Genomic DNA, 21,822 nt, shown 5'->3' with positions numbered 1-21,822 from the left:
CTGAACTAATTTTTTGTTCGGTTCTTAAATCCCAAGATGCTTCCCGCCCCTTCTTTTTTCCAGAGCCTCGTCGAAAATGTCCGGGAATCACTCGGTCAGCTCTGGCTCGCCCTCGTCGATACTTTCCCCAATATCGTCGAAGGATTTTTTGTTTTAACTCTTGGTTGGCTCGCCGGAAAAATTTTTGTCTGGCTCACCGGCAAAACCGCACCCGTCATACGACTGAAACGCTGGCTCACAAAAACCGGCGTGGCGAATTTTTTTAAACAAAGTCACCGAGGAATTATTTTTAAATTATTGGTCCTGACCGTCATTTTCGTGACAGCAGTAAATATGTTTGGTCTGCCCAAAATCGCCAGCTTCCTCGACAGCGTCTTGCATTATGTCCCGAATGTGATCATCGGCGGATTCGTCGCGCTCGGCGGAATCGCGCTCGCAAATTTCGTCGCCGCCCTGTTCAAAGACTCGGACAAAACGACTGGCACGCCACAGCAGATTTCGTAACGCGAATTTCGAAGCTAATCCGAGGTTTGAGCTGCGCGAATTTCCAGTGTTTTAATTTTTTTGAGCATTAAGCCTTGATGCGCACCGCGTCGTTAACCCACCACTTAAGTGGTGGGTTAACTTTTTTTATTTTTTCGATGCTGCTGGAAGACACTCCATTATGTTTGTAATTGCCACACGCACGGAAAGCGCGTACTCAATTTCCAAATCACAAACATTTTCTTCTTCTTTCATCCGAATATTTTCCGGCATAGGTGGTATTTCGTTGACAAGTTTTTCCAATTCCTGCCTGTTTTTACCGAGATAATATTCGACAAGTTTACGGACCACCCTCACTGTTAGCATCAGAACATTTGCCTTCCTTAAAATGTGATGTTGCTGGTAAAAGTGATAATCATCAGGAAATTTTTGATAAAAAAACTTTAAATATTCTCGTCTTTCCCATTCGTTTACAAATTTGTCGCGGATATAATATCCCCTCAAAAACATATCGATCACTTTCTGTGAGCCAGGAATAAATTCACGAAATTCTTCTTTAAAACAAGTCGGATCAATAAAAAAAGAGAGTGGATTGTCTGCCCAAACTACTTCAATCACTTTTGGATGATTTTCTATTTCAGCCGTGATTTCTGCAAATTTTTCGCGCGATTCCATTTTGCTGAGATCAAAAGAGTTAATTTTATTTCAAATATTTCCGACCTTTGAGCTCGTCGGGTAAGTGTTGTTGCTGCGCGGCACTCGGGTCGTTGTGAAAATATTTATAATTTTTGCCGTAATCTAATTCCTGCATCAGCTTGGTCGGCGCATTGCGCAGGTCGAGTGGCACGGGCAGATTGCCGAATTTTTGAATGTCGGCGCGTACCTGTCTGAGTGCGACATAAACTGAATTCGACTTCTGCGCCCGCGCGCAGTAAACCACCGCCTGCCCGAGCGCAGTGTCGGCTTCCGGCAGTCCGAGGAATTCGACAGTTTGCTTCGCTGCCAAAGCAATCTGGAGAGCGACCGGATCGGCGAGTCCGACATCTTCCGACGCGAAACGCACGACGCGTCGCGCGATGTAGAGCGGATCCTCGCCGCCCTCGAGCATTCTGACGAGCCAATAAAGCGCCGCGTCCTCATCGCCGTCGCGCATCGATTTGTGCAGCGCAGAAATCAGATTGTAATGTTCCTCACCTTTTTTATCGTAGAACAGGACGAGATTCGCGACTAATTTTTCGACGAAGGCGAGGTCGATTTTTTGCCCATCGACGGAGAAAGCCGCGCGCTCGAGAATGTTGAAAAGAATGCGCGCGTCGCCATTCGCGAGTTCGCAAATCCGGTCGAGCGCGTCGTCCGCGAATTCCAGGGCGAATTTTCCGAGTCCGCGTTCGGAATTTTGGAGCGCATTTTGCGCGAGGATTTTGAGGTCAGCCAGCGCAAGCGAATTCAAAACATAAACTTGCGAGCGCGAAAGAATCGCCGAATTCAGCTCGAAGCTCGGATTCTCCGTCGTCGCGCCAATCAGAGTAATCACGCCTTTCTCGAGATAGGGCAAAAGCTGATCCTGCTGGGCGCGGTTGAGGCGGTGAATTTCGTCGATGAAGAGAATCGTTTTTTGCTTTTGCATTTTCCGCCGCTCGAGAATTTGCTGAATCGTTTTGCGAAATTCCGCCGTCGCGAAACCAATCGCCGACATCGGCTGAAAGTAGGAGTTGGTTTTGACGGAAATAATTTTCGCGAGCGTCGTCTTGCCGCTGCCCGGCGGTCCCCAGAAAACGAGCGAAGCGAGCGAGTCGGACTCGATCTGCTTGCGCAGCGGTGAACCCGTGCCGACGATTTTTTGCTGCCCGACGAAATCAGCGAAATCCCGCGGGCGCATGCGGTCAGCGAGCGGTGCGGATTTTTCGAGTTCCGCGCGAAAACCCTGCTCGAAAAGATCGTCGGTCTGAGGAATTTTTTTAGGCATTTTTTTTAGTCTCTAGCTCGTCGAGCAAGCGCTGAATCTTCTCCTCCTCCGCAAGTAAGTGAGCCAACTGCAAATTAAAATTCTTTAGCGGTAGTCCTGTGCCCAAATGACACTGTAAAAGGCTGGCGCGTAGCTTCGCGACCTTAATCGACATCCATTTTAGTATTTCTGTTTTCAAAACCACAAATTCAAGATCGAATCGTTTCTGATTAAAGGCCGTGCCTTTTTCAGTGAATATTCTCTCAATTTGTTTTGGCAATAAATCTAGCTGGGCGTAAGGGCTGCTCCCAAGTTTTCCAACTTTCAGCTCGGCCGGCAAACAGCCCCTGACCGAATCGATCACTGGGTCCGAAGCGAGCAAAATTGACACTTGGCGCCGTTGAATTATTTTCAGCAAAACTTCAGCTGTTTTTTGCCTCGGCCAATTCAGCCCCTGCTGTCTTTCTTGCTTGGTGATAAATCTTTCGTGCTGAGAGGGGCAAAGGACTTTGACTGCACAGTCGCGACCAAGTGCCGCCGCAACTGCACGACGCGTTTCCTGGGCCAACTTTTGGGGAAAGCTGCAGTGGGAAATCAAAATCGAAATTTTTTCAGCTTGATCCATGGGGAGCGGCAGATTTTAGCAAAGCTAAAAAATCTTCACTGAGCTTTTTTACAGCTAGGTTAAAACCCAAAATTCAAATCAATTTTTCCGCATTCTGCTCCATCACCGCCGAGACAATTCTTTGCGCGAGTTGCGGCAATTTTTCCGCTGATTGATCAATCATAGCGATTTCGTTTTCCGGAATTCCCGCCGCGCGGGCCTTCGCAATCACCTCCGCTTTTTTCTGGGCGAAAAGTTCCGCCGACCATTTATTCGCCTTGAAAAGATAATCCAAAACATCGCCCGCGATTGGCACTGCCCCGACGAAAAAATCCGCGGTCTGCAGCCCGATGATTTTGAGACAAGCGAATTTCGAGAGCTCGGCTTTTTGCGCTTCGAAGAGCAGATAGATTCCGGCAATCGTCGAGCTCGCGGCGTCGCCGATTTCGGGAAAAAGTCCGACGAGTACATCCACGCCGTATTTATCCATCAATTTCGCGAAAGTCCGCACGCGCGCCTCCGCGCCCGCGATTTTTTGGAGCTGCTCAATCGTCCGCTGGTGCACCGCGAGTTTTTGATTTTCGAAGTCGCGGCGCAGGAGCTCGGCTGGTGGCAGATTCTCCGGGAAATTTTTTTCGGGGGTGCTTGGGCTAGTCATCGAGATAATTTTAGCGTGATAAAATCTCTTGCGTGAAAAAACATGTTGAGCCCGTTTTCGATTTCGAGAATTCGCCCGAAAAAGAGGCGGAAAAATTTTTAGTGCAAAATCGCATCGCGCTCAAAATCGACGAGGCAAGATATTTTCAAAAGAAAATCGGGCGACCACTCACGCTCACCGAGCTGACGATTTTGGGCATTCAGGGCAGCGAACACTGCAGCTACCGTTCTAGTCGCAATTATTTGAAAAAACTGCCGACGCGCGGAAAATCTGTAATTCTCGGACCGGGCGAAGATGCGGGCATTGTCGAAATTGCCAAAGAGAAAACAGGCAAAAAATGGGGACTCGTCATCGGTCACGAGAGCCACAACCACCCGAGCCAAATCGTGCCTTTCGAAGGCGCGGCGACTGGTGTCGGCGGCATCGTCCGCGACATTCTCTGTATGGGCGCGCGTGTGATTGGCTGTCTCGATGTGCTGCGTTTTGGCGCAATCGAGAAGCCCACGAATCGCTGGCTCGCGCGCGAAGTCGTCGCGGGCATCGCGGGTTACGGCAATCCGCTCGGCGTGCCGAATCTCGGCGGCGACATCGAATTCGAAAAAAGTTTTGATTCCAACTGTCTCGTGAATGTGATTGCGCTCGGCGTCCTGAGTGACGATGAAATTATTCATTCCTTCGCGCCCGCTGAAGCAGCTGACAAAAAATACGACATCATCATCATCGGCAAAGCGACCGACCGCAGTGGCTTCGGTGGTGCGAGCTTCGCGAGCGGCGAGCTAAGAGAAGAAGATGCTGAGACGAATAAAGGCGCGGTGCAAGAACCGAATCCGTTTTTGGAGCGAATGTTGCTCGCCTCGACTTACGATTTATTCGGTGAATTGAAGCGCCGGAAACTTTTGGGCAAAGTGAGCTTCAAAGACATGGGCGCGGGCGGCAATGTCTGCGCGAGCGTCGAGCAACTCGACCGCAATAATTTCGGCGCGGAAATCGACCTGGAAAAAATTCATGTCGGCGAAAAAAATCTCCCTCCGCAAATCATCGCCGCTGCCGAGACGCAGGAACGCTTTTGCTGGGTTTGCGATCCGAAAATCACACCGCTGATTCTCGCCAACTACAATGAAAAATGGGCACTGCCGACTGTCTCAAATGGAGCCCGCGCGAGTGTCGTCGGCAAAGTGACGCGCGGCAATTTCGTTTTGAAATTCGGCGGCACGAAAGTCATCGACGCCCCCGCGAGAGTCCTGACCGAGGGTCTGCTCTACGACCGCGCGTTCGTGCCTGAAAATAAAGTGTTTCCTGCGGTAAGTTTTGATTTCACGAGAATAAACATCGAGGAAGCTCTGCGGAAATTACTCGCGAGCGAAAATATCTCTTCGCGCAAACCGATCTACGAAAAATACGACAAGCAAGTCCAAGGTGGAACGCTGCGTGACGCGGGCTGTGGCGGCAGCGCGATCATTCGTCCGCTTGTGAATACGACTGCGCCGGACGAATTGAAAAAAATCGGCATCACGATCGGCACAGGCGGCGATGCCAGCCTCGGCAAATACTCCGCCAAACTGCAAGCGGAGCACGCCGTCGCTGAATCAGTCGCGAATGTCGTCGCGCTCGGCGCGCAGCCGCTCGCCCTCACCGACTGCTTGAATTTCGGCAATCCCGAGAAACCTGCGCAAATGGGTGAATTCGTCGCTGCGATCGAAGGCTTGCGAAACACAGCCGAACTTTTTGGCACACCTTTCGTCAGCGGCAATGTCAGCCTCTACAATGAAAATGGTCGCGACTCGATCAATCCGAGCGCACTCGTGGCGTGTGTCGGGAAATTAAACGACGCCGCGAAATTCGTCCCGCAAAAATTCCAAGCCGCAGGCAATCTCCTAATCCTCATCGGCAAGCGCAGCGAAAATCTCGGCGGCAGCGAACTGGAGAAAGCACTTGGCGATAATTTTGGTTCCGCCTTTGAATTCGACGCGAAAATGTTCGCCAAAGAAATTAAGTTTGTTTTGGCGGCGCGCAAATTCCTGGTCTCGAATCGCGACCTGCATCGCGGCGGCGTCGCAGTCGCAGCAGCGGAATCCAGCTTCGGCACAAATTTCGGCTTCGAGCTCTCGGGACTTTCGAACGCCGAATTGTTCTCGGAAAATCCAGGCTTTTTACTCGAAATCACGCCCGCCAATCTCGCGAAACTAAAAACGCTCGCAACGAAATTTGGCGTGAGGATTGCGAAAGTCGGCGCGGTGAATTCTGCGCCGCGGCACGATTGGGAAAAAATCTGGGAGGAGAGTTTTAGGAAAATGTGGAGAGAATAATTATCTCTTGTGGCAAATTAAAACTACTCGCCATTTTACTTTAAGGTCGCTATTCCGCTTGTGTAGAATCAGCATTTACAATTTTTAATTATGTTGTATCATACACAAGCATTAATTTTGCCATCATCGATGATAGACCTGTCTTCAAACATCACCGCTATAAGTAAGTCCGAAAAAATTGATGAGTTAAGAGTAGTCCGAGACTATTTTATAGGCATAATAGCCTCCGTTATTAATGAAGTTCATACATCTATGGAGGCAGGTGAAATAAAAAAACCAGTGATTATCGGAGGGATATCCATCAGGAAAGGACATATACCAAATTTTCCAAGATATACTCCCGATATTGATTTCGAAGCAGATAGTCGATTTTACAAAAAGAATGGACTAACGCCACTTAGAAACTACGAATTGATACTGAAAGAAGCTGCTAACGGTGTCCGCGAAAAAATTGTTTCTGTTTATGGGTCGGATTATGGTTTCGAACCAAAAATTTCCAGACTAAGAGAGCCGACAGATTTGTCAGGAGAAAGACTTGGGAGCGTGAAAGGAAGCATTACTATCCCGAAATTTATAAATTGGGAAGACGTCACAATAAAAACCGAAGTATCAACTGCAAAAAAAACAACCTTTTTGAACCCGATTGATTTACCTGTATATCATAATTTTGTGGACCAAGGAGAATTGAAACTGGGCCCCATCACTGTACCTCAACTATCAAATAATCTTGCCAATAAAGTTTACTCATCACTCAATAGGTTAGGAAGCCCGGACGAGCAAAGTAGAATTTCTAGGTTAAAAGATATTTTTGATGTTTGGTTTATAGAACCAATTCTGGGTATTTCAGGTTCAGAATTAACACGGCTTTTTAAATTAAGGTTGCTGGAAGAAAGTCCTTCTGACAAAAACCAGACTCTATGGGCAAAAACCAAAATACTTGCCAACAAAAATGAATTTTTTGAAAAAATATTTAGAATTATTACTTCTAATATTAAAAGCATGGCGAACTCTTCTGACACTGAAAAAATAAAACGCATGACTAAGGGCATTACAGAATCCTACAAGTTTCCAGCGGCTGATGAACTGGTCGCAAGCTTTACAAAAACCATAGGAAAATTAGAGGCATGAAAAAGACAAAAAACTCATAAAATTTTCATTACCCCAATCTTCCTCTCCCCGCTCTTCAGCTCACTGAATCGCAGCTCGATTCTTTTTTTTGGGAGAAGTTTTTTCGGCAGACGCTCGCTCCACTCGACGACGACTGTATCTCGCGAAGCGAATAATTCCTGCAGTCTCTCAACTTTCTCGACCTCCAAAGATTCGGCGCGGTACAGGTCGAGGTGAATTAATTTCTCGTCGGTGGAAATTTGGTGGACATGCTCGCCGACGAAAGTCGGAGATTTGATTTTGGACTTCAGCCCGAGACCACGCGCGAGCCCACGGAGCAGAGTCGTCTTGCCGAGACCGAGATCGCCGAAGAGAAAAACTTTTTGCCCACGCAGCTCCGGCGCGAGCGACTCACCGAGTGCCTCCGTCGCCTCCGCATCGCTGGTTTGGTAGATTGATTTCACAGGGGAAAAATGGTAAAATGAACAGATTTAGAAAAACCAAAACAAATTTTAATACAAAAAAATGCAAAACTTTTGGAACTTTTACCGCGCACATAAGCACGCCCTCAATGCGCTCGCGGTGACGCTCGTAATCACCGCAGTCGTCGGCGTCTTCGGTGAATCGACCGGGAATTTCATGGCTTCGGTTCTCGACCTCGAGCAACCCGCACCATTCGACGGAACGAGCCTGCCGATTACGGAAGTTCCCGACTGGACGGACATCGGCGGTCGCTCGACGCTGCTCGCCGCGCAGATTCCACTCGAAAAAATGCTACCTCTGCCGAATTATGATCCGGCGGCTTTCGGTGTGATGGTCGCGGATTTGAATTGGAGAGCTGACAAAAATCTCGCCAACAAATTGGTGACTTTCGCCGTACCGTACATGGGCAGCTACGAATCCGGCAGCAAAGAATATCAGGGCAGCCATCTCGCCATCGACATCCGCGCGCCGACGGGTACGCCCGTCCATGCCGTCGCGAATGGCAAGGTCGTGAAAGTCGCGGCAGCTTCGAGCGGCTTCGGCATGCACATCGTCGTCAAACACCCCAATGTGCCAAGTCTCGATGCGAATGAAACGGTCACGCTTTATTCCGCTTACGCGCATCTCTCCGCGACAGGTGTGAATGTCGGCGACATCGTGACACGCGGTCAAGTCGTCGGTCAGTCCGGCAGCAGCGGTACCTCGACCACGCCGCATTTGCATTTTCAAATCGACAAAGACAGTGCGCCGTGGCATCCCTGGTGGCCGTTCACGAGCGCAGACTGCGCCGCCGCCGGTGTGAGCTTCTTCGACGGCGTATCGGCTGGCATCGGTCAGGCGGGCGCCATCGCGAATACCATCAATCCGATGCTCTGGGTGCAGCGTTATCTCGTCACGGACACTTCCGGCAATACAACTCCGAGTGATCTCCACGCGAGCGAAACAACGACGACCACAACCACGACGACCGATGCGGGGGCGAACACAAGCACGGAAACCGTCACGACCACGACTGTCGCTGATGCTTCCGCCACTGTCACGACACCAACTGAAACTCCGACCACGGACACAACCAACACTATCACTGAAACTAACACTAACACTATCACTAACACTAACTTAACCACAGAAACTCCGGAGGTCGTCGAGACACCAGAAGTTGTCGAGACAATTAGTGCTGAGGAAATTTTCAGCGATGTCGACTCAAACCACGAGAACGCCAAAGCCATCAAATATCTAAAAGAAAATGGAATCGTCGGCGGATACGATGACGGCAGCTTCAAACCGGCGAAAACTGTGAATCGTGTCGAGGCGCTCAAAATGTTGATTCTGGGATTTGGAATTGCCATGGACCAAAACCCGGCACTCGGCTTCAAAGATACCAGCAACGAGCAGTGGTACGCCGACTTTGTCGGAACAGCCGTCATGCACGGAATCGCGAATGGCTATCCTGACAGCACTTTCCGCCCGAGCAACACGATCAATCGCGCCGAGTATTTGAAAATTCTGCTCTTCGCGGCTGGCATCTCGCCCGATAGCGTGAGCGAAAATCCCTACCCGGATGTCCCGGCGGATGACTGGTATTCAGCTTTCGCGAATTATTCGAAGCTCAAAAATATCTTCCCGCTCCCTTCGAACTTGTTTGAAGGAACGAGTGGCGTGACGCGCGCTGAAGTCGCCGAGACGATTTACCGTGTGCTCATGTTGCGCGTGACGGGAGCAAGTGCCTATTCGGATAGTCTTTAAATTTAATTTTCCGCGCACCAAATTTTTCGAGTAAAATGGGTGTCCGATGCGTGGAAAATTTATCGCCGTTTACGGAATTAATAACATTGGCAAAAGCACCCAAACTTCGCTCTTGGTACAGCGACTGATTGGGCGCGGCGTGCGCGTCGAGTATTTCAAATATCCGCTCTACGACCTCGATCCGACCGGCAAAATGCTGAATGAAATTCTGCGCGGCAAACAACGGCACAGCGTCCAATCGATGATTGAGTTTTTCGAGGGTACGAAAGTGCGCCGACCGAATCCGAAACGCAAACCCGCGATTTCCTTTCGGCGGCAACCCATCTCGACTCCGGAGCTCAGGCAAAAAGTCAGCGAGGAAGAGCTGCAAATGTGGTATTCGCTGAATCGCTACCAATTCGACCCGCAGATTCGTCGCAAGCTCGCGAGCGGAATTTCGATTGTCGCCGAAGACTACACCGGCACCGGACTCGCCTGGGGCGCTGCCAAAGGTGCCGATCTCGACTGGCTCGAAAGCGTGAATAAATTTTTGCAAAAACCCGACCTCGAAGTTTTGATTGACGGCGAGCGTTTCTTGATTGGCAAAGAAAAAGTCCACTTGCACGAATCCAGCGACCGACTGATTGCGAAAGCGCGCGCCAGTTTTTTGAAATTAGCGAAAAAATATGACTGGGAAAAAGTGAACGCCAATCAGCCCATCAAAGAAGTCGCGAGCGCGATCTGGGGAAAAGTCGCGCCACTCTTCCCGGACACGGAAATCCGCGGCGGTGACACAATCACGAATTGGCAGGTCGCCTAATTTGCATTTTGAATTTTTGTCGCCCAAAATTGGGACAATTAACCTCCTTCGATGAATCGTCAAGAACTCATCGACGCGCTCGCCGAGCGGCTCGGTTTGAGTAAACGGCTCGTCGCCGAAGTTTTGGAAGGTCTCGTCGCGACGATTACCGTCGAGCTCAAGAAGGGCAACAATGTGACTGTCACCGGTTTCGGAACTTTTCGCGTGAGCAAACGCGCCGCGCGTTCCGGAGTCAGTCCGCGCGATCCGACTCAGCGGATCGAAATCCCGGCACTCAAAGTGCCCGCCTTTCGCGCTGGCAAAACTTTGAAAGATTCCATCCGTTAGTTTTCGAATTATTTTTCGAGAATTGCGAGTGCAGGCAGTTTTTTGTTTTCGAGTAATTCGAGCATCGCTCCCCCGCCCGTCGAGACATGCGTGAATTTGGTGAGCGGGATTGCGAATTGCGCGAGCGCAGCGAGCGTGTCGCCGCCACCCAAAATCGTGTCCGCCGAGGTCGCGGCACAGGCGGTAATAATCGCGTGCGTGCCCGCAGCGAAAGCCGCCTGTTCGAAAACTCCGACCGGTCCATTCCAGACGACCGTTCCAGCGTTTTGAATAATTTCGGAAAATTGACCAATCGACTCCGCCCCGAGGTCGAGCATTTTTTGCTCTGCGGGAATTGCCGTCGTCTCGAATGTTTGGCTCGGCGAGTCGAAGTCCGGCGCACAAACGGCGTCACTCGGCAGCACGATTGCACAGTTAAATTTAGCAGCCAGCGCCAGAATCTCGCGCGCCGTTTCTAATTTTTCCGGCTCGTACAGACTCGCACCGACTGCGAAATTTTGTGCCGCGAGAAAAGTATTCGCGAGACCACCGCCGAGGAGAATCGTATCGGCGAGCGTGACGAATTGGCGCAGGACGCCAATCTTCGTGTCAATCTTCGCACCACCCAAAATCAAGACGAGCGGTTTTTTCGGACTTAATAAAACTGACGACAAGCTTTGAATTTCTTTTTCGAGCGAGAGACCGGCGTAACTCGGCAAAATTTGCGCGATGCCAAAATTGGAAGCGTGCGCACGATGCGCGGTGGCAAAAGCGTCATTCACGAAGACTTCGCCGAGACGCGCAAGTTCAGCAACAAACTCAGAGCTATTTTCTTCTTCGCCTGCATGGAAGCGCGTATTCTCAAGCAAGATTATTTCGCCTGGCTGCATTTTTGCAATTTCAGCCTCGACTGAAACACCAACGCAGTCGTCTAGTTTTTTGACTGGAATTCCGAGCAGCTCGGACAAGCTCACTGCGATCGGATCAAGTCGTAAGTTTTCATCAGTAGCGCTTTTGGGACGACCGAGATGTGCAAGGAGAATTATTTTTGCGCTGACAGAACGGAGAAATTCGAGCGTCGGCAGCGCCGCCTGAATGCGTGAAGCATTTGTGACCACACCATTTTCAATCGGAACATCGAAATCAGCGCGCACCAAAACTCTTTTTCCGGACAAATTTTCGGCGTCGCGCAGTGTTCTCAGGTTCACGCGCGGATTTTAGCAAGTTCGTGTGCGAGCTCAAAAGCTGCCGTCGCAAACTCCGCGCCGCGCGCCGCGCGCGCTGAAGCCTGTGCGGTCGTCTCGGTCGTCAGCACACCGAAGATTACCGGCTGCGCGAATTCGACTCCGAGGTCAGCTAATTTGCGAGCGCAATTCCCCGCGACGAAATCGAAGTGTGCTGTCTCGCCACGCACGACGACGCCGAGCGCGATGACGCCGTCGAACTTTTTGGTAAGCAAAATTTGCTTAGCGAGTGTGGGAATCTCGAACGCACCCGGGACGGTGAACTTTTCGAAATCAACTTTCAGTTCGCGCAATTTCTGCGCGCAGCTCGCGTTCAAAATATCGAGCGCATCACCGGCCTTCTCGGCGAATCGCGATGTGATGATGGCAAATTTCATTTTCGAATTAATTTCGCGACATGCTTCGCAAGTAAGTCCGCCTCAACATTCACCCGCTCACCAACTTTTCTGATTCCCAAATTGGTTTCCTGCAAAGTGTGCGGAATAATCCCAACCTCAATTTTATTGCCATGAATCGAGATGACTGTGAGCGAAATGCCGTCGAGCGAAATGGAACCCTTTTCGACCACGAACTTCGTCAGATTTTTCGGCAACGCGAGCGTGAAAATTTTGGAATTCTTGTCCTTTTTAATTGTGAGAATCTTCGCGACACCGTCGATGTGACCCGAGACGAAGTGACCGTCGAAACTACCAGACACGCCGACCGGTCGCTCCAAATTTACCTGCGAGCCAATTTCGAAATCGCCGAAATTCGTCCGGCGCAAAGTCTCCGGCATCGACTCGACGACAAAAGTATTTTTAATTTTCTGAACGACCGTGTGGCACGCGCCATTGATCGCGATGGAATCACCTATTTTCAAAGTGCGCGCTGTCTTCGGCGCAGCAATCGTGAAGGCTGTGTTTTCGCCATCACGAAAAATTTTTTTGACTTCGCCGAGTTCGGTAATAATGCCTGTGAACATTGGTGAGACTATGAGGATAATTAAGAGCTTGAGGGATTATTAAGGAGTTTTATTTTAACACCGTCAAACATCCTAAAAGGCTTATCTTCTTCTAGACAATCTAAATTTTAAGCTCCTCGCGCCGACCACTCGCGTGAAAAATCACAACTTCAGAATACCCTGCTGACTTCGCGAACTCCTTAGCAGCCGCGAAGTTTTCGGCAATCCGATTCACAGAGTGCGCGTCGGAATTAAAGGTAATTGGAATTCCGCGACTGTTTGCCGCCTGCAACAATTCGAGCGACGGATACCATTCCTGGCAAGGCTTCGTCAGACCAGCGGAAGAAATTTCGAGCACCATTTTAGAATTTTCTAAAGCGGCGAAAGCTGGCTCAGCCAATTCTAAAATGTTGGAATTTTCGGACAGCGGAAATTGGTCGTTAAATTTTTTAATAAGGTCGAGATGACCCGCGATGTCGAACAAGCCCGAGCGCACCATGCGCGCGTATTCGAGAAAATACTCGCGGTAAATTGCCTCAATGTTTTCGAATTTTTTGTAGCCACTTTCCCAGTCTTTCAAATAATCGAAACCCCAGCGACCGAGGAAATGCACCGAACCAATCGTGTAGTCGAAGCTACCAGCGGCGAGTAGTTTTTTCACCCAGTCCAAATTCTCCTCGCCGAGCCAGTCCACCTCACAGCCCTTCAGAATTTCGATTCGGTCGGTGTATTCGATTTTGAGCTGATCGATTTCCGCGAGAAATTCTGACCACCCTTCCAGTCCGCGCACTTCGCCGACTGGATCATCGGCGTAGCGGAATCCCGGCAAGCGCGGCGAGTGCTCGGAAATTCCGAGAATCGCGACTCCCTGTGCAATCGCCGTCTCAATCATTTCGCGCGCAGAATTCGCGCCGTCTTGTTGTCGAGTGTGTGTGTGAAAGTCAAAGATCATTCGTGTGATTTTAAAGATAATTGTGAGCTTTTAGGATTATCAAGATTATTGATCTTTGAGTTTTTTAATCTTATCAATAGATAAGCAGTCTTGTTAATTAGTTCAAGCAATTCATCAAAATCTTTTTGGCTAAAATAATTTTGTTCGAACGCCAATTCTCCCAAACAGTCCACTTCTACTAAAGAAGCTTTGGCAAAATTGAAAAACTGAATTCTCTCTTTTTCGCCAGAGCGCGCATTTCCTTCCGCAATATTTGCGCAAACTGAAACTGCGGCTCTCCTTATTTGATTCGTCATGCCAAAAATTTCTTCGCGTGGAAATTTTTTAGTGATTTGGTAAACAAGCATGACCAATTTTTTGGCACTCTGCCAAACAATAAGCTTGCGAAAAGAATTCTCATATTTCACTTTGAACTCAAATCCTTAAAGCTCCTCAAGGCTCTTAACAACTCTTCATTCTCATTAGGATTGCCGACTGTAATGCGAACACAATTTTCGAGGAATTTTTTGTGTGAGAAATCTCGTACGACGATGCCGAATTTTTCGAGCAAGTTTTTCTGGACGCGCGAAGCAGAGACTTCCGCCGGAAAACGCACGAGTAGAAAATTCGCATCACTCGGGAAAACAATCAAGCCCAGTTCCCAAAGTTTGGCGGCAAGTTTTTCTTTCTCTGCCAAAATCTTTTTAACCATTGCCTGCATTTTTTTAGAATTCGCCAAAGCGTCAAGCGCGAGTTTTTGGGAAAGCGCGTCGACTGAATAAGGCGCGCGAACTTTTTGGAGAATGGCAATCGCCGCCGCATCCATCAAGCCGCAGCCGACGCGGAGTCCCGCCAAACCCCAGGCTTTCGAGAAAGTCCGCAGGATAATTAAATTCGGAAATTTGCGGAGCAAAGCGACCGCTGACTTCTCCGGCGCGAATTCGATGTACGCTTCATCGAGCACCACCAATTTACCCGTCCGGATAATTTGCTCCAGCTGCGCCCGCGGCAAAACTTGCCCGGTTGGATTATTAGGCGAGCAGAGAAAAATGAGTTTGGTCTTCGCGGAAATCTGCCTCAAGAGTTTCGCGGTATCAAGCGAGTAATCCGCTTCGAGCGCGACCTCACGCACGCGCAGTCCGAGCAGCTCGGCGAAAACGCGGTACATCGAGAAAGTCGGCGCGAAAGTCAGAATTTCTTGGCCTGCCTCGACGAAAGCCAAAAGCAGAAGCCAAATAATTTCATCCGAACCATTGCCGACCAAAACTTGGTCTGCGGAAACGCCGACAAATTTGCCAAATTGCTCACGCAATTTTTTTGCCAGTGGATCCGGATAGCGCGACAGCTCAACATTCGAAATTTTGGGCAGAACCGAACCGAAAGCGTTTTCATTCGCGTCAAGAAAAATCGAAGCCTCGCGCACGAGCGAACGCGCTGAAGAATAAGCCGCGCTGCTGCGCACGGATTTTTTGGCGAGCTTGGTGAAATTAATTTTTGGCATCGAAACGAATTGAAATTGAACGCGCGTGCGCGTCGAGACCTTCGACTGCACCGAATTTTTCGCAGGTCGCGCGAATCGCGGCGAGTCCGGTCTTGGAAATTTTCTGAATCTGAATTTTTTTGCCAAACGATTCGACCGACAGCGGCGCGAAATTGCGGGCGAAGCCGGCCGTCGGCAAGACATGATTCGTGCCGGTGGCAAAATCTCCCGCCGGCTCGGAGGAAAAATTGCCGAGAAAAATCGAACCGGCGTTTTGAATTTGCGGCAGAATTTTTTCTGAATCGGTGAGACAAATTTCGAGGTGCTCTGCGGCGAACTCGTTCACGAAAGTGAGCGCGCTGGGCAGATTTTTCGCGACGAGAATCCGACCGCGCGAATCGAGACTCTTTTGCGCGATTGCTCGACGCGACAATTTTTTAATTTGTAAGACAAGCTCGCGGGCAACTGCCTTGGCAAGCTTGGTGGAAGTCGTCACGAGTAACGCGGTCGAGTCGCTGGCGTGCTCCGCCTGACTCAACAAATCTGCCGCGACAAATCGCGGCACCGCCGAGTCGTCCGCCAAGATGAGAATCTCGCTCGGACCCGCCGGCATGTCGATCGGAATCTCGGATGAAATTTGGGACTTCGCCTCGGTCACCCAGGGATTACCTGGTCCGGTAATTTTCTCAACCTTCTCGAGGAAAGCGAGTGCGCCGATTGCCTGCGCTCCGCCGACCTTGAGAATTTTCGTCACACCCGCTAGCTTCGCCGCCGCGATGACCACTTCGGAAATCGAACCGTCTTTCCGCGGAGGAGTCGCGAGAATAATTTCCGTACAGCCCGCGATCCGCGCTGGAATCGCCTGCATCAAAACCGAGCTCGGATAAGTCGCGAGTCCGCCCGGCGCATAAATCCCGACTCGCGCAATCGGTCGCCACTCGCGCCAAATTTGGACTCCTGGCGCCGTTTGAACTTTTTTTTCAGCGCGAATATTGGCGAGCTGATTCTCGTGGAACTTCTGAATGTTCACCGCAGCCGCGCGCAGAAAATCGAACTTGGCGGACTTCTCGTCAACTGCCTTTAATTCTTTCGCCGAAACTGCGAGGCCTTTTAATTCGATGCCATCAAATTTTTTGGTGAAAGCGAGTACTGCCGCTTCCCCGTCTTGCCGAATTTTTTGCAAAATCGCGCCAACTGTTTTTTTGATTGCAGGCGCAGCCGCGCCGCCGCGCGCGAGAATCGCGGCGCGCTCCTTGGTCGAGAGCGAAGCCAGTTTTTGGATTTGCATCGCGAATTATTTTTGGAAAAGTCGGGCGAGCAGAGTTTTTTTCGTGACCGCTTTTTTCTCAGTCGAAACTTTGCTGAATTCTCGTTCGAGTAATTTTTCGACGAATTGGCTGCGATAGCCCGTCGGAATTTTCTTGTTCAGCTCATTCCGGATTTTGGTCGAGAGGCTGAAGATGACGGCGACTCTTTTTTCGGCGGAAGACTTTTTGGCTGGCATTGGAAAAAAATTAAAGAACAATTTTCTCGACATTGAGCAGCAGAATGTCTTTCGCACCAGCGGCTTTGAGCCGCGGCAGCGCCGCCCAAAATTCTTTTTCGGTCGCGACTGATTGGAGCGCGAACTCGCCTTTTTTCGCGAGCGGGAGAATGGTCGGCGCTTCGAGTGCCGGCAAAAGTTTTTCGATTTTCGCCAAGTTTTTTTCGGAACAATTCAGCACGACATATTTTTTGTCGCTGGCTTTTTGGACGGCTTCGATGCGCGCAATCAAGTCTTCGAGCAATTTCTTTTTGGCAGACGAGAGTTTCGGATCGGCGACGAGAATCGCTTCACTGCGAAAAATCGGCGGCTCCAGCGGAATCAGATTGTGCGCTTCGAGCGTCGTGCCCGTATCGACGATGTCGGCAATCGCATCGGCGACGCCCATCTCCGGCGCGATTTCAGCCGAGCCGGAAAGCTCAGCGAGACTGACCGGAATTTTGAGCTCGCGGAAAAACTTTTTTGTGGAGTTGGGATATTCCGTCGCGATCGTGGAATTTTTGAGGTCGGCGATTTTTTTGAATTTTGAATTTCTCGGAACAGCGATGGCGAGCCGACACGCGCCGAAACCGAGCGGCGCAATCTCGCGGACTTTTTTGCCGGACTCCCGCACGACATTTTGACCGACGATGCCGAGATCCGCCGAGCCGCGCGCGACGAAAGCCGGAATGTCGTCATCACGCAAAAGCAAAATATCCGCCGGAAAATCGGTGCATTTCAAAACTAAATAGTGTCCGTTCGCGACGAAAGTGAGTCCGATTTTGCGCAGCAGAGCGAAAGACTCATCGGCGAGGCGACCTTTTTTTTGGAGCGCGATTTTGAGACGAGTGGTCATGGTATTTGTCATTGCGATTCCGGAAAATGTCGGAAGAAGCAATCCCGCTTGTTAATTATATAACTAAGCGAGAGGCTTTAATTTTGGCATTTTTTAGGTAAAAGGTCAAAAGGGCTGGTCATATGGAATCGAATTTCGCGACCGTAGGTCGTGGTCGTATAGACATTGCATGCAACATCTCTACCAGCCCGCAACTAAAATTCCCACGAGAACCTGAAGGCAAACTATATATTTTGGCTCCATCCTGTTTGTAGGGAACGGACATGTCCGTTCCCTACGCCCCAAATTTTTCGCTGCTAAAAAATAGTTGGTCTAAAAAAACCAAAGGTTCGTTTTTTCATCTCGCTAGCTAAGACTCAACTCCTTTCATGCTCGCTCATCAAGCCTCAGCAAAACTTTTTCCAAAATCTTAATCGCCTTTTCGAATTCGGCGAGCTCGATATGTTCCTGCGGCGTGTGATCGAGATTGCTGTCACCCGGACCATAGGAAACAATCGGCACGCCCGGAAAAGCTTTGACCAGTGTATTCATATCCGCCGTTCCGGTTTTGACTTTGAAAACCGGCTCGCCGCCCTCCGCCCGAATCGCCGCGAGAAAAGCTTTGACGAGTGGCGAATTTTTGGGCGAGAGACAAGCCTCCTCGCTGCCCCAGCTCTGCAGGTAGGAAATCTCGCCACCTTTCGAATTTTTGCCGACGACTTTTTTCAGCGCGGCGATGTCGAAGCCGATTGGCGTGCGAAATTTCACACGCACCTTCACCTGCTCAACACCATTCACTTCGTCAAAGACGAATTTGACGACACGCTGTTGCAGGCCTTCCCAGATCGATTTGCCGGAATTGAATTCGTCGCAAAACTTTTTAATTTTTTGGGTGAAATCAATCGCCTCCTCAATCGCGTTTTTTTCGGAATCGTTGGCGGAGTGCGCTGAATTTTTGCGCTTGAAAAATTCCATCGAAAAAGTGCCCTTGTAGCCGAGCGTGATGCCCGTGAAGCCTGACGGCTCGCCAACCACGATGAAATCAGGAGCGGTAAATTTCTCGGCAAGCACGCGCGCGCCCGTGCCGTGCTGCTCTTCCTGGCTCGCACCCGCGACGATAATTTTCGTATTTTTGAGTTGCGGAGCAGCCGCCAGCGCCGCGAAAACGAAAGTCGCGAAGGGACCTTTCGCATCGACCGCACCACGACCGAATAATTTTCCGTCTTTAATTTTGACTGACAAAAATGGTCGCACCGTGTCGATGTGCCCGAGCAGAAGAATGGTTTTCTGCGCAGTCGGCGCACCGATCTCGAGCACGACATTGCTGAAGTGATCGACTGAAGTTTTCGCGAAACCCAAGTCTTGCGCGGTCGCGGCGATAAATTTCGCGAGCTCATCCTCGCGCTCAGAGGGCGAGTAAATCGAGACGATTTTTTCGAGAAATTCGGCAGGATTCATGGGAATGCAGTAGGGTTGACAAAACAATTTTACCACGATAAAGTCTCAACTCAAAAAATTTAACCCTGAACTAATGAACGCCGACGCAAGTAAAAACCTCCCCGACGAACAACTCCCCGAGCGAAAAATAATTCAAAGAGATAGGACTGCTTTGGGAAAATGGCTTAAGTTTTGTGATGACGCAATTGCTTTAGCAGAAAAAGAAGAAAACCTAAAAGTGGTTGAGGGTCTGGATAGCGCGCTCCTTTGCAAAAACATGGATGCCGAAATTTTAGCCGGAGAAATAAAGACGAGTGTCGAAAGAGCGCTCTCTGTTCACACGCAGATTGTTCCACTTGTGAAAGAGATTATCGCACTTGTTGAGCCCAAAGAAGGTGTCGAGCCCGACATGGTCAAGGTCAACGAAAAAATAGAAGGACTTAGCCGCTTCACCGCAAATGCTGTTCCTTCGCATGGTGACCACAACGGATCTGTCTCAGCAAAAGAACATCATGCCCTAATACATCTTCAGCTTGGAACAATGGGCATCAAGTTCAACCAACAATTTCCAACCATGGTAAAACTCAGCCTAGAAGCACTAAAAGACTATTTGGCAATCGCTGAGAATTTTTAGGTTGAATTTTTAACCTGCAATTGTGAACAAAAAAACCTCAAGTCTAGTTCTCGGTTACATCTATCAAAAAGAAACTGGCGGCGAGACGCTCAATCTTGTTGATGTTTATTTCGACGGAGAAAAAATTGGAACCGTGCTCAATGATCCTCTTGACGACTGGCAGGTTTTCGAAATCGAGCCTGGGAAATTGGGCATTTTTAACGAAAGCAGAGTCGAAATTCATTCAATCTTGTCAGGTAAATTCGGCAACACCCTCGAATAACCTCTGCGTAAATTTTTTACGCCAAAACTTTCGCCAGTGCCGCGACCACTTCAGAAATCTCTTCTTTCGAAATAACGAGCGGCGGTAAAAAACGAATTACTTTCGGACCAGTCGGCAGCACCAAAACTCCCGCCTCCTCCATCTGCGCGACAATTTCGCCCGCTGGAATTTTGAATTCGACGGCGAGCATCAGACCGATGCCCCGCACTTCGGCGATCTTCGAGGTGGCGTTAACCCCCGAGTTAACTCGGGGGTTAACTGCTGGATTGTTCCCCGCCTTCGCGGGGACAAGCTTTTCTAATTCAGTTTTGAAAAACGCGCCCTTCTCTGCCGCCTGCTCGCACAAATTTTCCTCATCGCAAAATTCGAGTGCCGCGAGTCCAGCCGCACACGCCGGCACCGATCCGCCGAAAGTGGAATTGTGACGACCGCGCACGCTCTGATCGCCGAAGAGATCCGCACGAAAAGCTGTCGCACCAAGCGGATAACCACCGCCCAAAGATTTCGCCATACAAACGATGTCCGGCTGACCGCCGAAGTTTTCGAGCGCGAGAAATTTACCCGTACGACAAATGCCTGATTGCACTTCGTCGAGAATCAGCAGCGCGCCATTTTCATCACAGAGCTTGCGCACGCCCGCGAGAAATTCTGAATCGATTGGGTAAATCCCACCCTCACCCTGCACGACTTCGAGAATCACCGCCGCCGTCTTGGCATCAATTTTCTCTTTCAGGGTTTCGATTTTATTGAAAGCGAAGAAGTCAAAGTCTGGCACGAGCGGCTCGAAAGGCTGGCGAAATTCGGGGCGCCAAGTCGCGGACAGCGCGCCGAAAGTCCGCCCGTGGAATGAGCGTTTCGCGGCGAGAATTTTGGAACGACCAGTCGCGAGTCGCGCCATCTTGAGCGCCGCCTCGACTGATTCCGCACCGGAATTGCAGAGAAAAAATTTCGATTTCTTGAAAGGCATCTTGGCCGCGAGCGCTGCGAAAAACTTGGCGCGAAGCGGGTGCGGGTGCCGCGCCGTCGTGAAGGCGAAATTTTCCCAGGCGGCCTGAACTGCGGTCGCGATTTTTTTATTCGCGTGACCGAGATTCGCGACACCGTGTCCGCCCACGCAGTCGATGTATTTTTTGCCAGTCGTGTCGAAAACGAACGCGCCTTCGCCGCCGATGATCGCAAGCGCGTCGTCGGCATAAAAGCCAGCTGTGAAATCCGATTCTGTCATGGGAAGGAAAATAAGGTTTATAAGGAGCTTTAAGGATTATAAGGACTAACTGCTGAAAATTAAATCTTGATTAGTCTTTCGGCTCTTAATAATTTTACAATCATTCTTTAGCCGCAACGCGCGAGCAAAAACAAACAAGCCGAGACACCAAAAATATGGTTGAAAATTAGATAAAAATATCTTAAACTAAGCATCTGCTCTTTGAAAGCTCAGTTCTAAATTCGTAGTCTAAAAACTATCAATCCCAAAGGGACCCCTTCGGGGCTATGAACTAAAAACTGAATCGGGGGTGCCAGGCTTCGACAAAAGGCTTTGTTGCCGAAACTGCAATCACGGGATGCGTTTCTCCCGTCATATCCGGGACGCAAACTTTATCTGCCAAAGATAATCTTCTTGCACGCCGCTTTCAACGCAGCGTCCGCACAGCCGCGAAAACCGTCCGAACAGCTTTTGCTGCTCCGGTCAGAATTCCAGCTTATGCGTAAATCGGCTTGAGCTTCGGCTCGCCGTCGCTTACGAAATTTCTCCTGCGAGTTTCGCCAAGCGTCTTCAGCGGGATAGCGAATCCGTCCGCCCGTCGGACTAGCGAAAATTTAGGGCAAAAAATTTGAGAGACCCAATGGGTCCCCTTCGGGGCTTTTCGTTCGCTTTCTATTCTCAAATTTTAATTAAAGCGTACTAAGTTTGTAGATGTTTCGCTGACAACTTTTTGGACGCGAGTTCAATTCTCGCCACCTCCACCAGCCTTCGCTTGCGAAGGCTGTCCGCCGTAGCTTCAGCGAAGGCGGACTCGTTCCCGCGCAATTGCCTGCTGAAAATTCGTTCGCAAGCTTCGGCTGGCTTCGCCAGTTTTAGCAAAGTAAAATTTGAACTAT

General features: G+C 49.9%; 24 protein-coding genes and 1 other RNA gene. 9 read left to right on the top strand and 16 right to left on the bottom strand.

Features of this window, described 5'->3' with window-relative positions; genetic code table 11:
* Positions 1-36 precede the first annotated feature (36 nt).
* Positions 37-504, top strand: a complete 468-nt coding sequence (locus WCV72_00125) for a hypothetical protein (protein ID MFA6457784.1) — start codon at positions 37-39, stop codon at positions 502-504.
* A 126-nt stretch (positions 505-630) separates the two neighbouring features.
* Here the strand turns inward: WCV72_00125 and WCV72_00120 are convergent, their stop codons facing one another.
* The 4 genes from WCV72_00120 to WCV72_00105 form a co-directional block, all read right to left on the bottom strand.
* Complete coding sequence (locus tag WCV72_00120; protein ID MFA6457783.1) at positions 631-1,158, bottom strand: hypothetical protein; 528 nt, start codon at positions 1,156-1,158, stop codon at positions 631-633.
* 25 nt (positions 1,159-1,183) lie between these two features.
* Positions 1,184-2,449: a replication-associated recombination protein A gene (locus WCV72_00115; GenBank protein ID MFA6457782.1), complete on the bottom strand. Its 1,266-nt coding sequence runs from the start codon at positions 2,447-2,449 to the stop codon at positions 1,184-1,186.
* Entirely contained in the window at positions 2,442-3,053 is a 612-nt protein-coding gene (locus tag WCV72_00110) for a hypothetical protein (protein MFA6457781.1), read from the bottom strand. Before WCV72_00110 ends, WCV72_00115 begins: the two co-directional genes overlap by 8 nt.
* Before the next feature lie 73 nt (positions 3,054-3,126).
* On the bottom strand, positions 3,127-3,690 hold the full coding sequence (locus WCV72_00105; GenBank protein ID MFA6457780.1) for a DUF4112 domain-containing protein: 564 nt from the start codon (positions 3,688-3,690) through the stop codon (positions 3,127-3,129).
* A gap of 32 nt (positions 3,691-3,722) precedes the next feature.
* Between WCV72_00105 and purL the strand changes: the two genes are divergently transcribed.
* Together purL and WCV72_00095 are read left to right on the top strand one after the other, a co-directional pair.
* Positions 3,723-5,996: a phosphoribosylformylglycinamidine synthase subunit PurL gene (purL, locus tag WCV72_00100; protein ID MFA6457779.1), complete on the top strand. Its 2,274-nt coding sequence runs from the start codon at positions 3,723-3,725 to the stop codon at positions 5,994-5,996.
* Between the two features lie 129 nt (positions 5,997-6,125).
* A complete protein-coding gene (locus WCV72_00095; protein ID MFA6457778.1) occupies positions 6,126-7,124 on the top strand; it encodes a nucleotidyl transferase AbiEii/AbiGii toxin family protein in 999 nt (332 codons plus the stop codon).
* Positions 7,125-7,138: 14 nt separating this feature from the next.
* Here WCV72_00095 and tsaE read toward each other — a convergent pair whose 3' ends face one another.
* Positions 7,139-7,567: a tRNA (adenosine(37)-N6)-threonylcarbamoyltransferase complex ATPase subunit type 1 TsaE gene (tsaE, locus tag WCV72_00090; GenBank protein MFA6457777.1), complete on the bottom strand. Its 429-nt coding sequence runs from the start codon at positions 7,565-7,567 to the stop codon at positions 7,139-7,141.
* 61 nt (positions 7,568-7,628) lie between these two features.
* Between tsaE and WCV72_00085 the strand changes: the two genes are divergently transcribed.
* From WCV72_00085 to WCV72_00075, 3 genes are read left to right on the top strand one after another with little or no spacing between them, the layout of a single operon-like run.
* Positions 7,629-9,332, top strand: a complete 1,704-nt coding sequence (locus tag WCV72_00085; GenBank protein ID MFA6457776.1) for an S-layer homology domain-containing protein — start codon at positions 7,629-7,631, stop codon at positions 9,330-9,332.
* A 46-nt stretch (positions 9,333-9,378) separates the two neighbouring features.
* Positions 9,379-10,131 (top strand): hypothetical protein, encoded by a 753-nt coding sequence (locus tag WCV72_00080; protein MFA6457775.1) that lies wholly within the window; start codon positions 9,379-9,381, stop codon positions 10,129-10,131.
* Positions 10,132-10,182: 51 nt separating this feature from the next.
* Positions 10,183-10,458 (top strand): HU family DNA-binding protein, encoded by a 276-nt coding sequence (locus WCV72_00075; GenBank protein MFA6457774.1) that lies wholly within the window; start codon positions 10,183-10,185, stop codon positions 10,456-10,458.
* A gap of 8 nt (positions 10,459-10,466) precedes the next feature.
* On the opposite strand, the gene WCV72_00070 is transcribed toward WCV72_00075, so the two are convergent.
* From WCV72_00070 to WCV72_00025, 10 genes are all read right to left on the bottom strand, one after another.
* Positions 10,467-11,645, bottom strand: a complete 1,179-nt coding sequence (locus WCV72_00070) for a phosphoglycerate kinase (GenBank protein ID MFA6457773.1) — start codon at positions 11,643-11,645, stop codon at positions 10,467-10,469.
* Positions 11,642-12,058 carry a 6,7-dimethyl-8-ribityllumazine synthase gene (ribH, locus tag WCV72_00065; GenBank protein ID MFA6457772.1) on the bottom strand — a complete coding sequence of 139 codons (417 nt, stop codon included), beginning with the start codon at positions 12,056-12,058 and terminating at the stop codon, positions 11,642-11,644. Before ribH ends, WCV72_00070 begins: the two co-directional genes overlap by 4 nt.
* Entirely contained in the window at positions 12,055-12,642 is a 588-nt protein-coding gene (locus tag WCV72_00060; GenBank protein MFA6457771.1) for a riboflavin synthase, read from the bottom strand. The genes ribH and WCV72_00060 overlap by 4 nt, the downstream gene beginning before the upstream one ends.
* A 100-nt stretch (positions 12,643-12,742) precedes the next feature.
* Positions 12,743-13,573, bottom strand: a complete 831-nt coding sequence (locus tag WCV72_00055) for a histidinol-phosphatase (GenBank protein ID MFA6457770.1) — start codon at positions 13,571-13,573, stop codon at positions 12,743-12,745.
* Positions 13,570-13,980: a four helix bundle protein gene (locus WCV72_00050; GenBank protein MFA6457769.1), complete on the bottom strand. Its 411-nt coding sequence runs from the start codon at positions 13,978-13,980 to the stop codon at positions 13,570-13,572. Before WCV72_00050 ends, WCV72_00055 begins: the two co-directional genes overlap by 4 nt.
* A complete protein-coding gene (hisC, locus tag WCV72_00045; GenBank protein ID MFA6457768.1) occupies positions 13,977-15,053 on the bottom strand; it encodes a histidinol-phosphate transaminase in 1,077 nt (358 codons plus the stop codon). Before hisC ends, WCV72_00050 begins: the two co-directional genes overlap by 4 nt.
* The gene (gene hisD / locus WCV72_00040; protein ID MFA6457767.1) at positions 15,040-16,320 is read right to left on the bottom strand and encodes a histidinol dehydrogenase; all 1,281 of its coding nucleotides are present in this window, start codon (positions 16,318-16,320) and stop codon (positions 15,040-15,042) included. The genes hisC and hisD overlap by 14 nt, the downstream gene beginning before the upstream one ends.
* A 6-nt stretch (positions 16,321-16,326) precedes the next feature.
* Positions 16,327-16,536, bottom strand: a complete 210-nt coding sequence (locus WCV72_00035) for a hypothetical protein (GenBank protein ID MFA6457766.1) — start codon at positions 16,534-16,536, stop codon at positions 16,327-16,329.
* A gap of 10 nt (positions 16,537-16,546) precedes the next feature.
* Complete coding sequence (hisG, locus tag WCV72_00030) at positions 16,547-17,410, bottom strand: ATP phosphoribosyltransferase (protein ID MFA6457765.1); 864 nt, start codon at positions 17,408-17,410, stop codon at positions 16,547-16,549.
* Between the two features lie 366 nt (positions 17,411-17,776).
* The gene (locus WCV72_00025) at positions 17,777-18,847 is read right to left on the bottom strand and encodes a M20/M25/M40 family metallo-hydrolase (protein ID MFA6457764.1); all 1,071 of its coding nucleotides are present in this window, start codon (positions 18,845-18,847) and stop codon (positions 17,777-17,779) included.
* 73 nt (positions 18,848-18,920) lie between these two features.
* On the opposite strand from WCV72_00025, the gene WCV72_00020 reads away from it, so the two are divergent.
* Together WCV72_00020 and WCV72_00015 are read left to right on the top strand one after the other, a co-directional pair.
* Positions 18,921-19,460, top strand: coding sequence for a hypothetical protein (locus WCV72_00020; GenBank protein MFA6457763.1), 540 nt, complete (start codon positions 18,921-18,923; stop codon positions 19,458-19,460).
* A 22-nt stretch (positions 19,461-19,482) separates the two neighbouring features.
* Positions 19,483-19,722, top strand: coding sequence for a hypothetical protein (locus tag WCV72_00015; protein MFA6457762.1), 240 nt, complete (start codon positions 19,483-19,485; stop codon positions 19,720-19,722).
* Between the two features lie 16 nt (positions 19,723-19,738).
* On the opposite strand, the gene WCV72_00010 is transcribed toward WCV72_00015, so the two are convergent.
* Positions 19,739-20,947: an aminotransferase class III-fold pyridoxal phosphate-dependent enzyme gene (locus WCV72_00010; GenBank protein ID MFA6457761.1), complete on the bottom strand. Its 1,209-nt coding sequence runs from the start codon at positions 20,945-20,947 to the stop codon at positions 19,739-19,741.
* Positions 20,948-21,232: 285 nt separating this feature from the next.
* On the opposite strand from WCV72_00010, the gene ssrA reads away from it, so the two are divergent.
* Positions 21,233-21,690: a transfer-messenger RNA gene (gene ssrA, locus WCV72_00005) on the top strand.
* Positions 21,691-21,822 lie beyond the last annotated feature (132 nt).

The sequence above is a fragment of the Patescibacteria group bacterium genome (assembly GCA_041665585.1).
In the GTDB taxonomy this organism is placed as follows: Bacteria; Patescibacteriota; Gracilibacteria; order JAHISY01; family JAHISY01; genus JAHISY01.
The sequence above is the reverse complement of the archived record's forward strand: the minus strand, read 5'-3'. Positions and strand labels throughout refer to the sequence as shown.

Bases quoted from the DNA above. Each gene is read 5' to 3' on its own strand.
- WCV72_00110 (MFA6457781.1), bottom strand. From the start codon at position 3,053: ATGGATCAAGCTGAAAAAATTTCGATTTTGATTTCCCACTGCAGCTTT.
- WCV72_00105 (MFA6457780.1), bottom strand. From the start codon at position 3,690: ATGACTAGCCCAAGCACCCCCGAAAAAAATTTCCCGGAGAATCTGCCA.
- WCV72_00095 (MFA6457778.1), top strand. From the start codon at position 6,126: ATGATAGACCTGTCTTCAAACATCACCGCTATAAGTAAGTCCGAAAAA.
- WCV72_00055 (MFA6457770.1), bottom strand. From the start codon at position 13,573: ATGATCTTTGACTTTCACACACACACTCGACAACAAGACGGCGCGAAT.
- WCV72_00075 (MFA6457774.1), top strand. From the start codon at position 10,183: ATGAATCGTCAAGAACTCATCGACGCGCTCGCCGAGCGGCTCGGTTTG.
- WCV72_00115 (MFA6457782.1), bottom strand. From the start codon at position 2,449: ATGCCTAAAAAAATTCCTCAGACCGACGATCTTTTCGAGCAGGGTTTT.
- WCV72_00035 (MFA6457766.1), bottom strand. From the start codon at position 16,536: ATGCCAGCCAAAAAGTCTTCCGCCGAAAAAAGAGTCGCCGTCATCTTC.
- WCV72_00085 (MFA6457776.1), top strand. From the start codon at position 7,629: ATGCAAAACTTTTGGAACTTTTACCGCGCACATAAGCACGCCCTCAAT.
- WCV72_00125 (MFA6457784.1), top strand. From the start codon at position 37: ATGCTTCCCGCCCCTTCTTTTTTCCAGAGCCTCGTCGAAAATGTCCGG.
- hisC (MFA6457768.1), bottom strand. From the start codon at position 15,053: ATGCCAAAAATTAATTTCACCAAGCTCGCCAAAAAATCCGTGCGCAGC.
- WCV72_00080 (MFA6457775.1), top strand. From the start codon at position 9,379: ATGCGTGGAAAATTTATCGCCGTTTACGGAATTAATAACATTGGCAAA.
- hisD (MFA6457767.1), bottom strand. From the start codon at position 16,320: ATGCAAATCCAAAAACTGGCTTCGCTCTCGACCAAGGAGCGCGCCGCG.
- WCV72_00060 (MFA6457771.1), bottom strand. From the start codon at position 12,642: ATGTTCACAGGCATTATTACCGAACTCGGCGAAGTCAAAAAAATTTTT.
- WCV72_00020 (MFA6457763.1), top strand. From the start codon at position 18,921: ATGAACGCCGACGCAAGTAAAAACCTCCCCGACGAACAACTCCCCGAG.
- WCV72_00120 (MFA6457783.1), bottom strand. From the start codon at position 1,158: ATGGAATCGCGCGAAAAATTTGCAGAAATCACGGCTGAAATAGAAAAT.
- WCV72_00010 (MFA6457761.1), bottom strand. From the start codon at position 20,947: ATGACAGAATCGGATTTCACAGCTGGCTTTTATGCCGACGACGCGCTT.
- ribH (MFA6457772.1), bottom strand. From the start codon at position 12,058: ATGAAATTTGCCATCATCACATCGCGATTCGCCGAGAAGGCCGGTGAT.
- WCV72_00025 (MFA6457764.1), bottom strand. From the start codon at position 18,847: ATGAATCCTGCCGAATTTCTCGAAAAAATCGTCTCGATTTACTCGCCC.
- hisG (MFA6457765.1), bottom strand. From the start codon at position 17,410: ATGACCACTCGTCTCAAAATCGCGCTCCAAAAAAAAGGTCGCCTCGCC.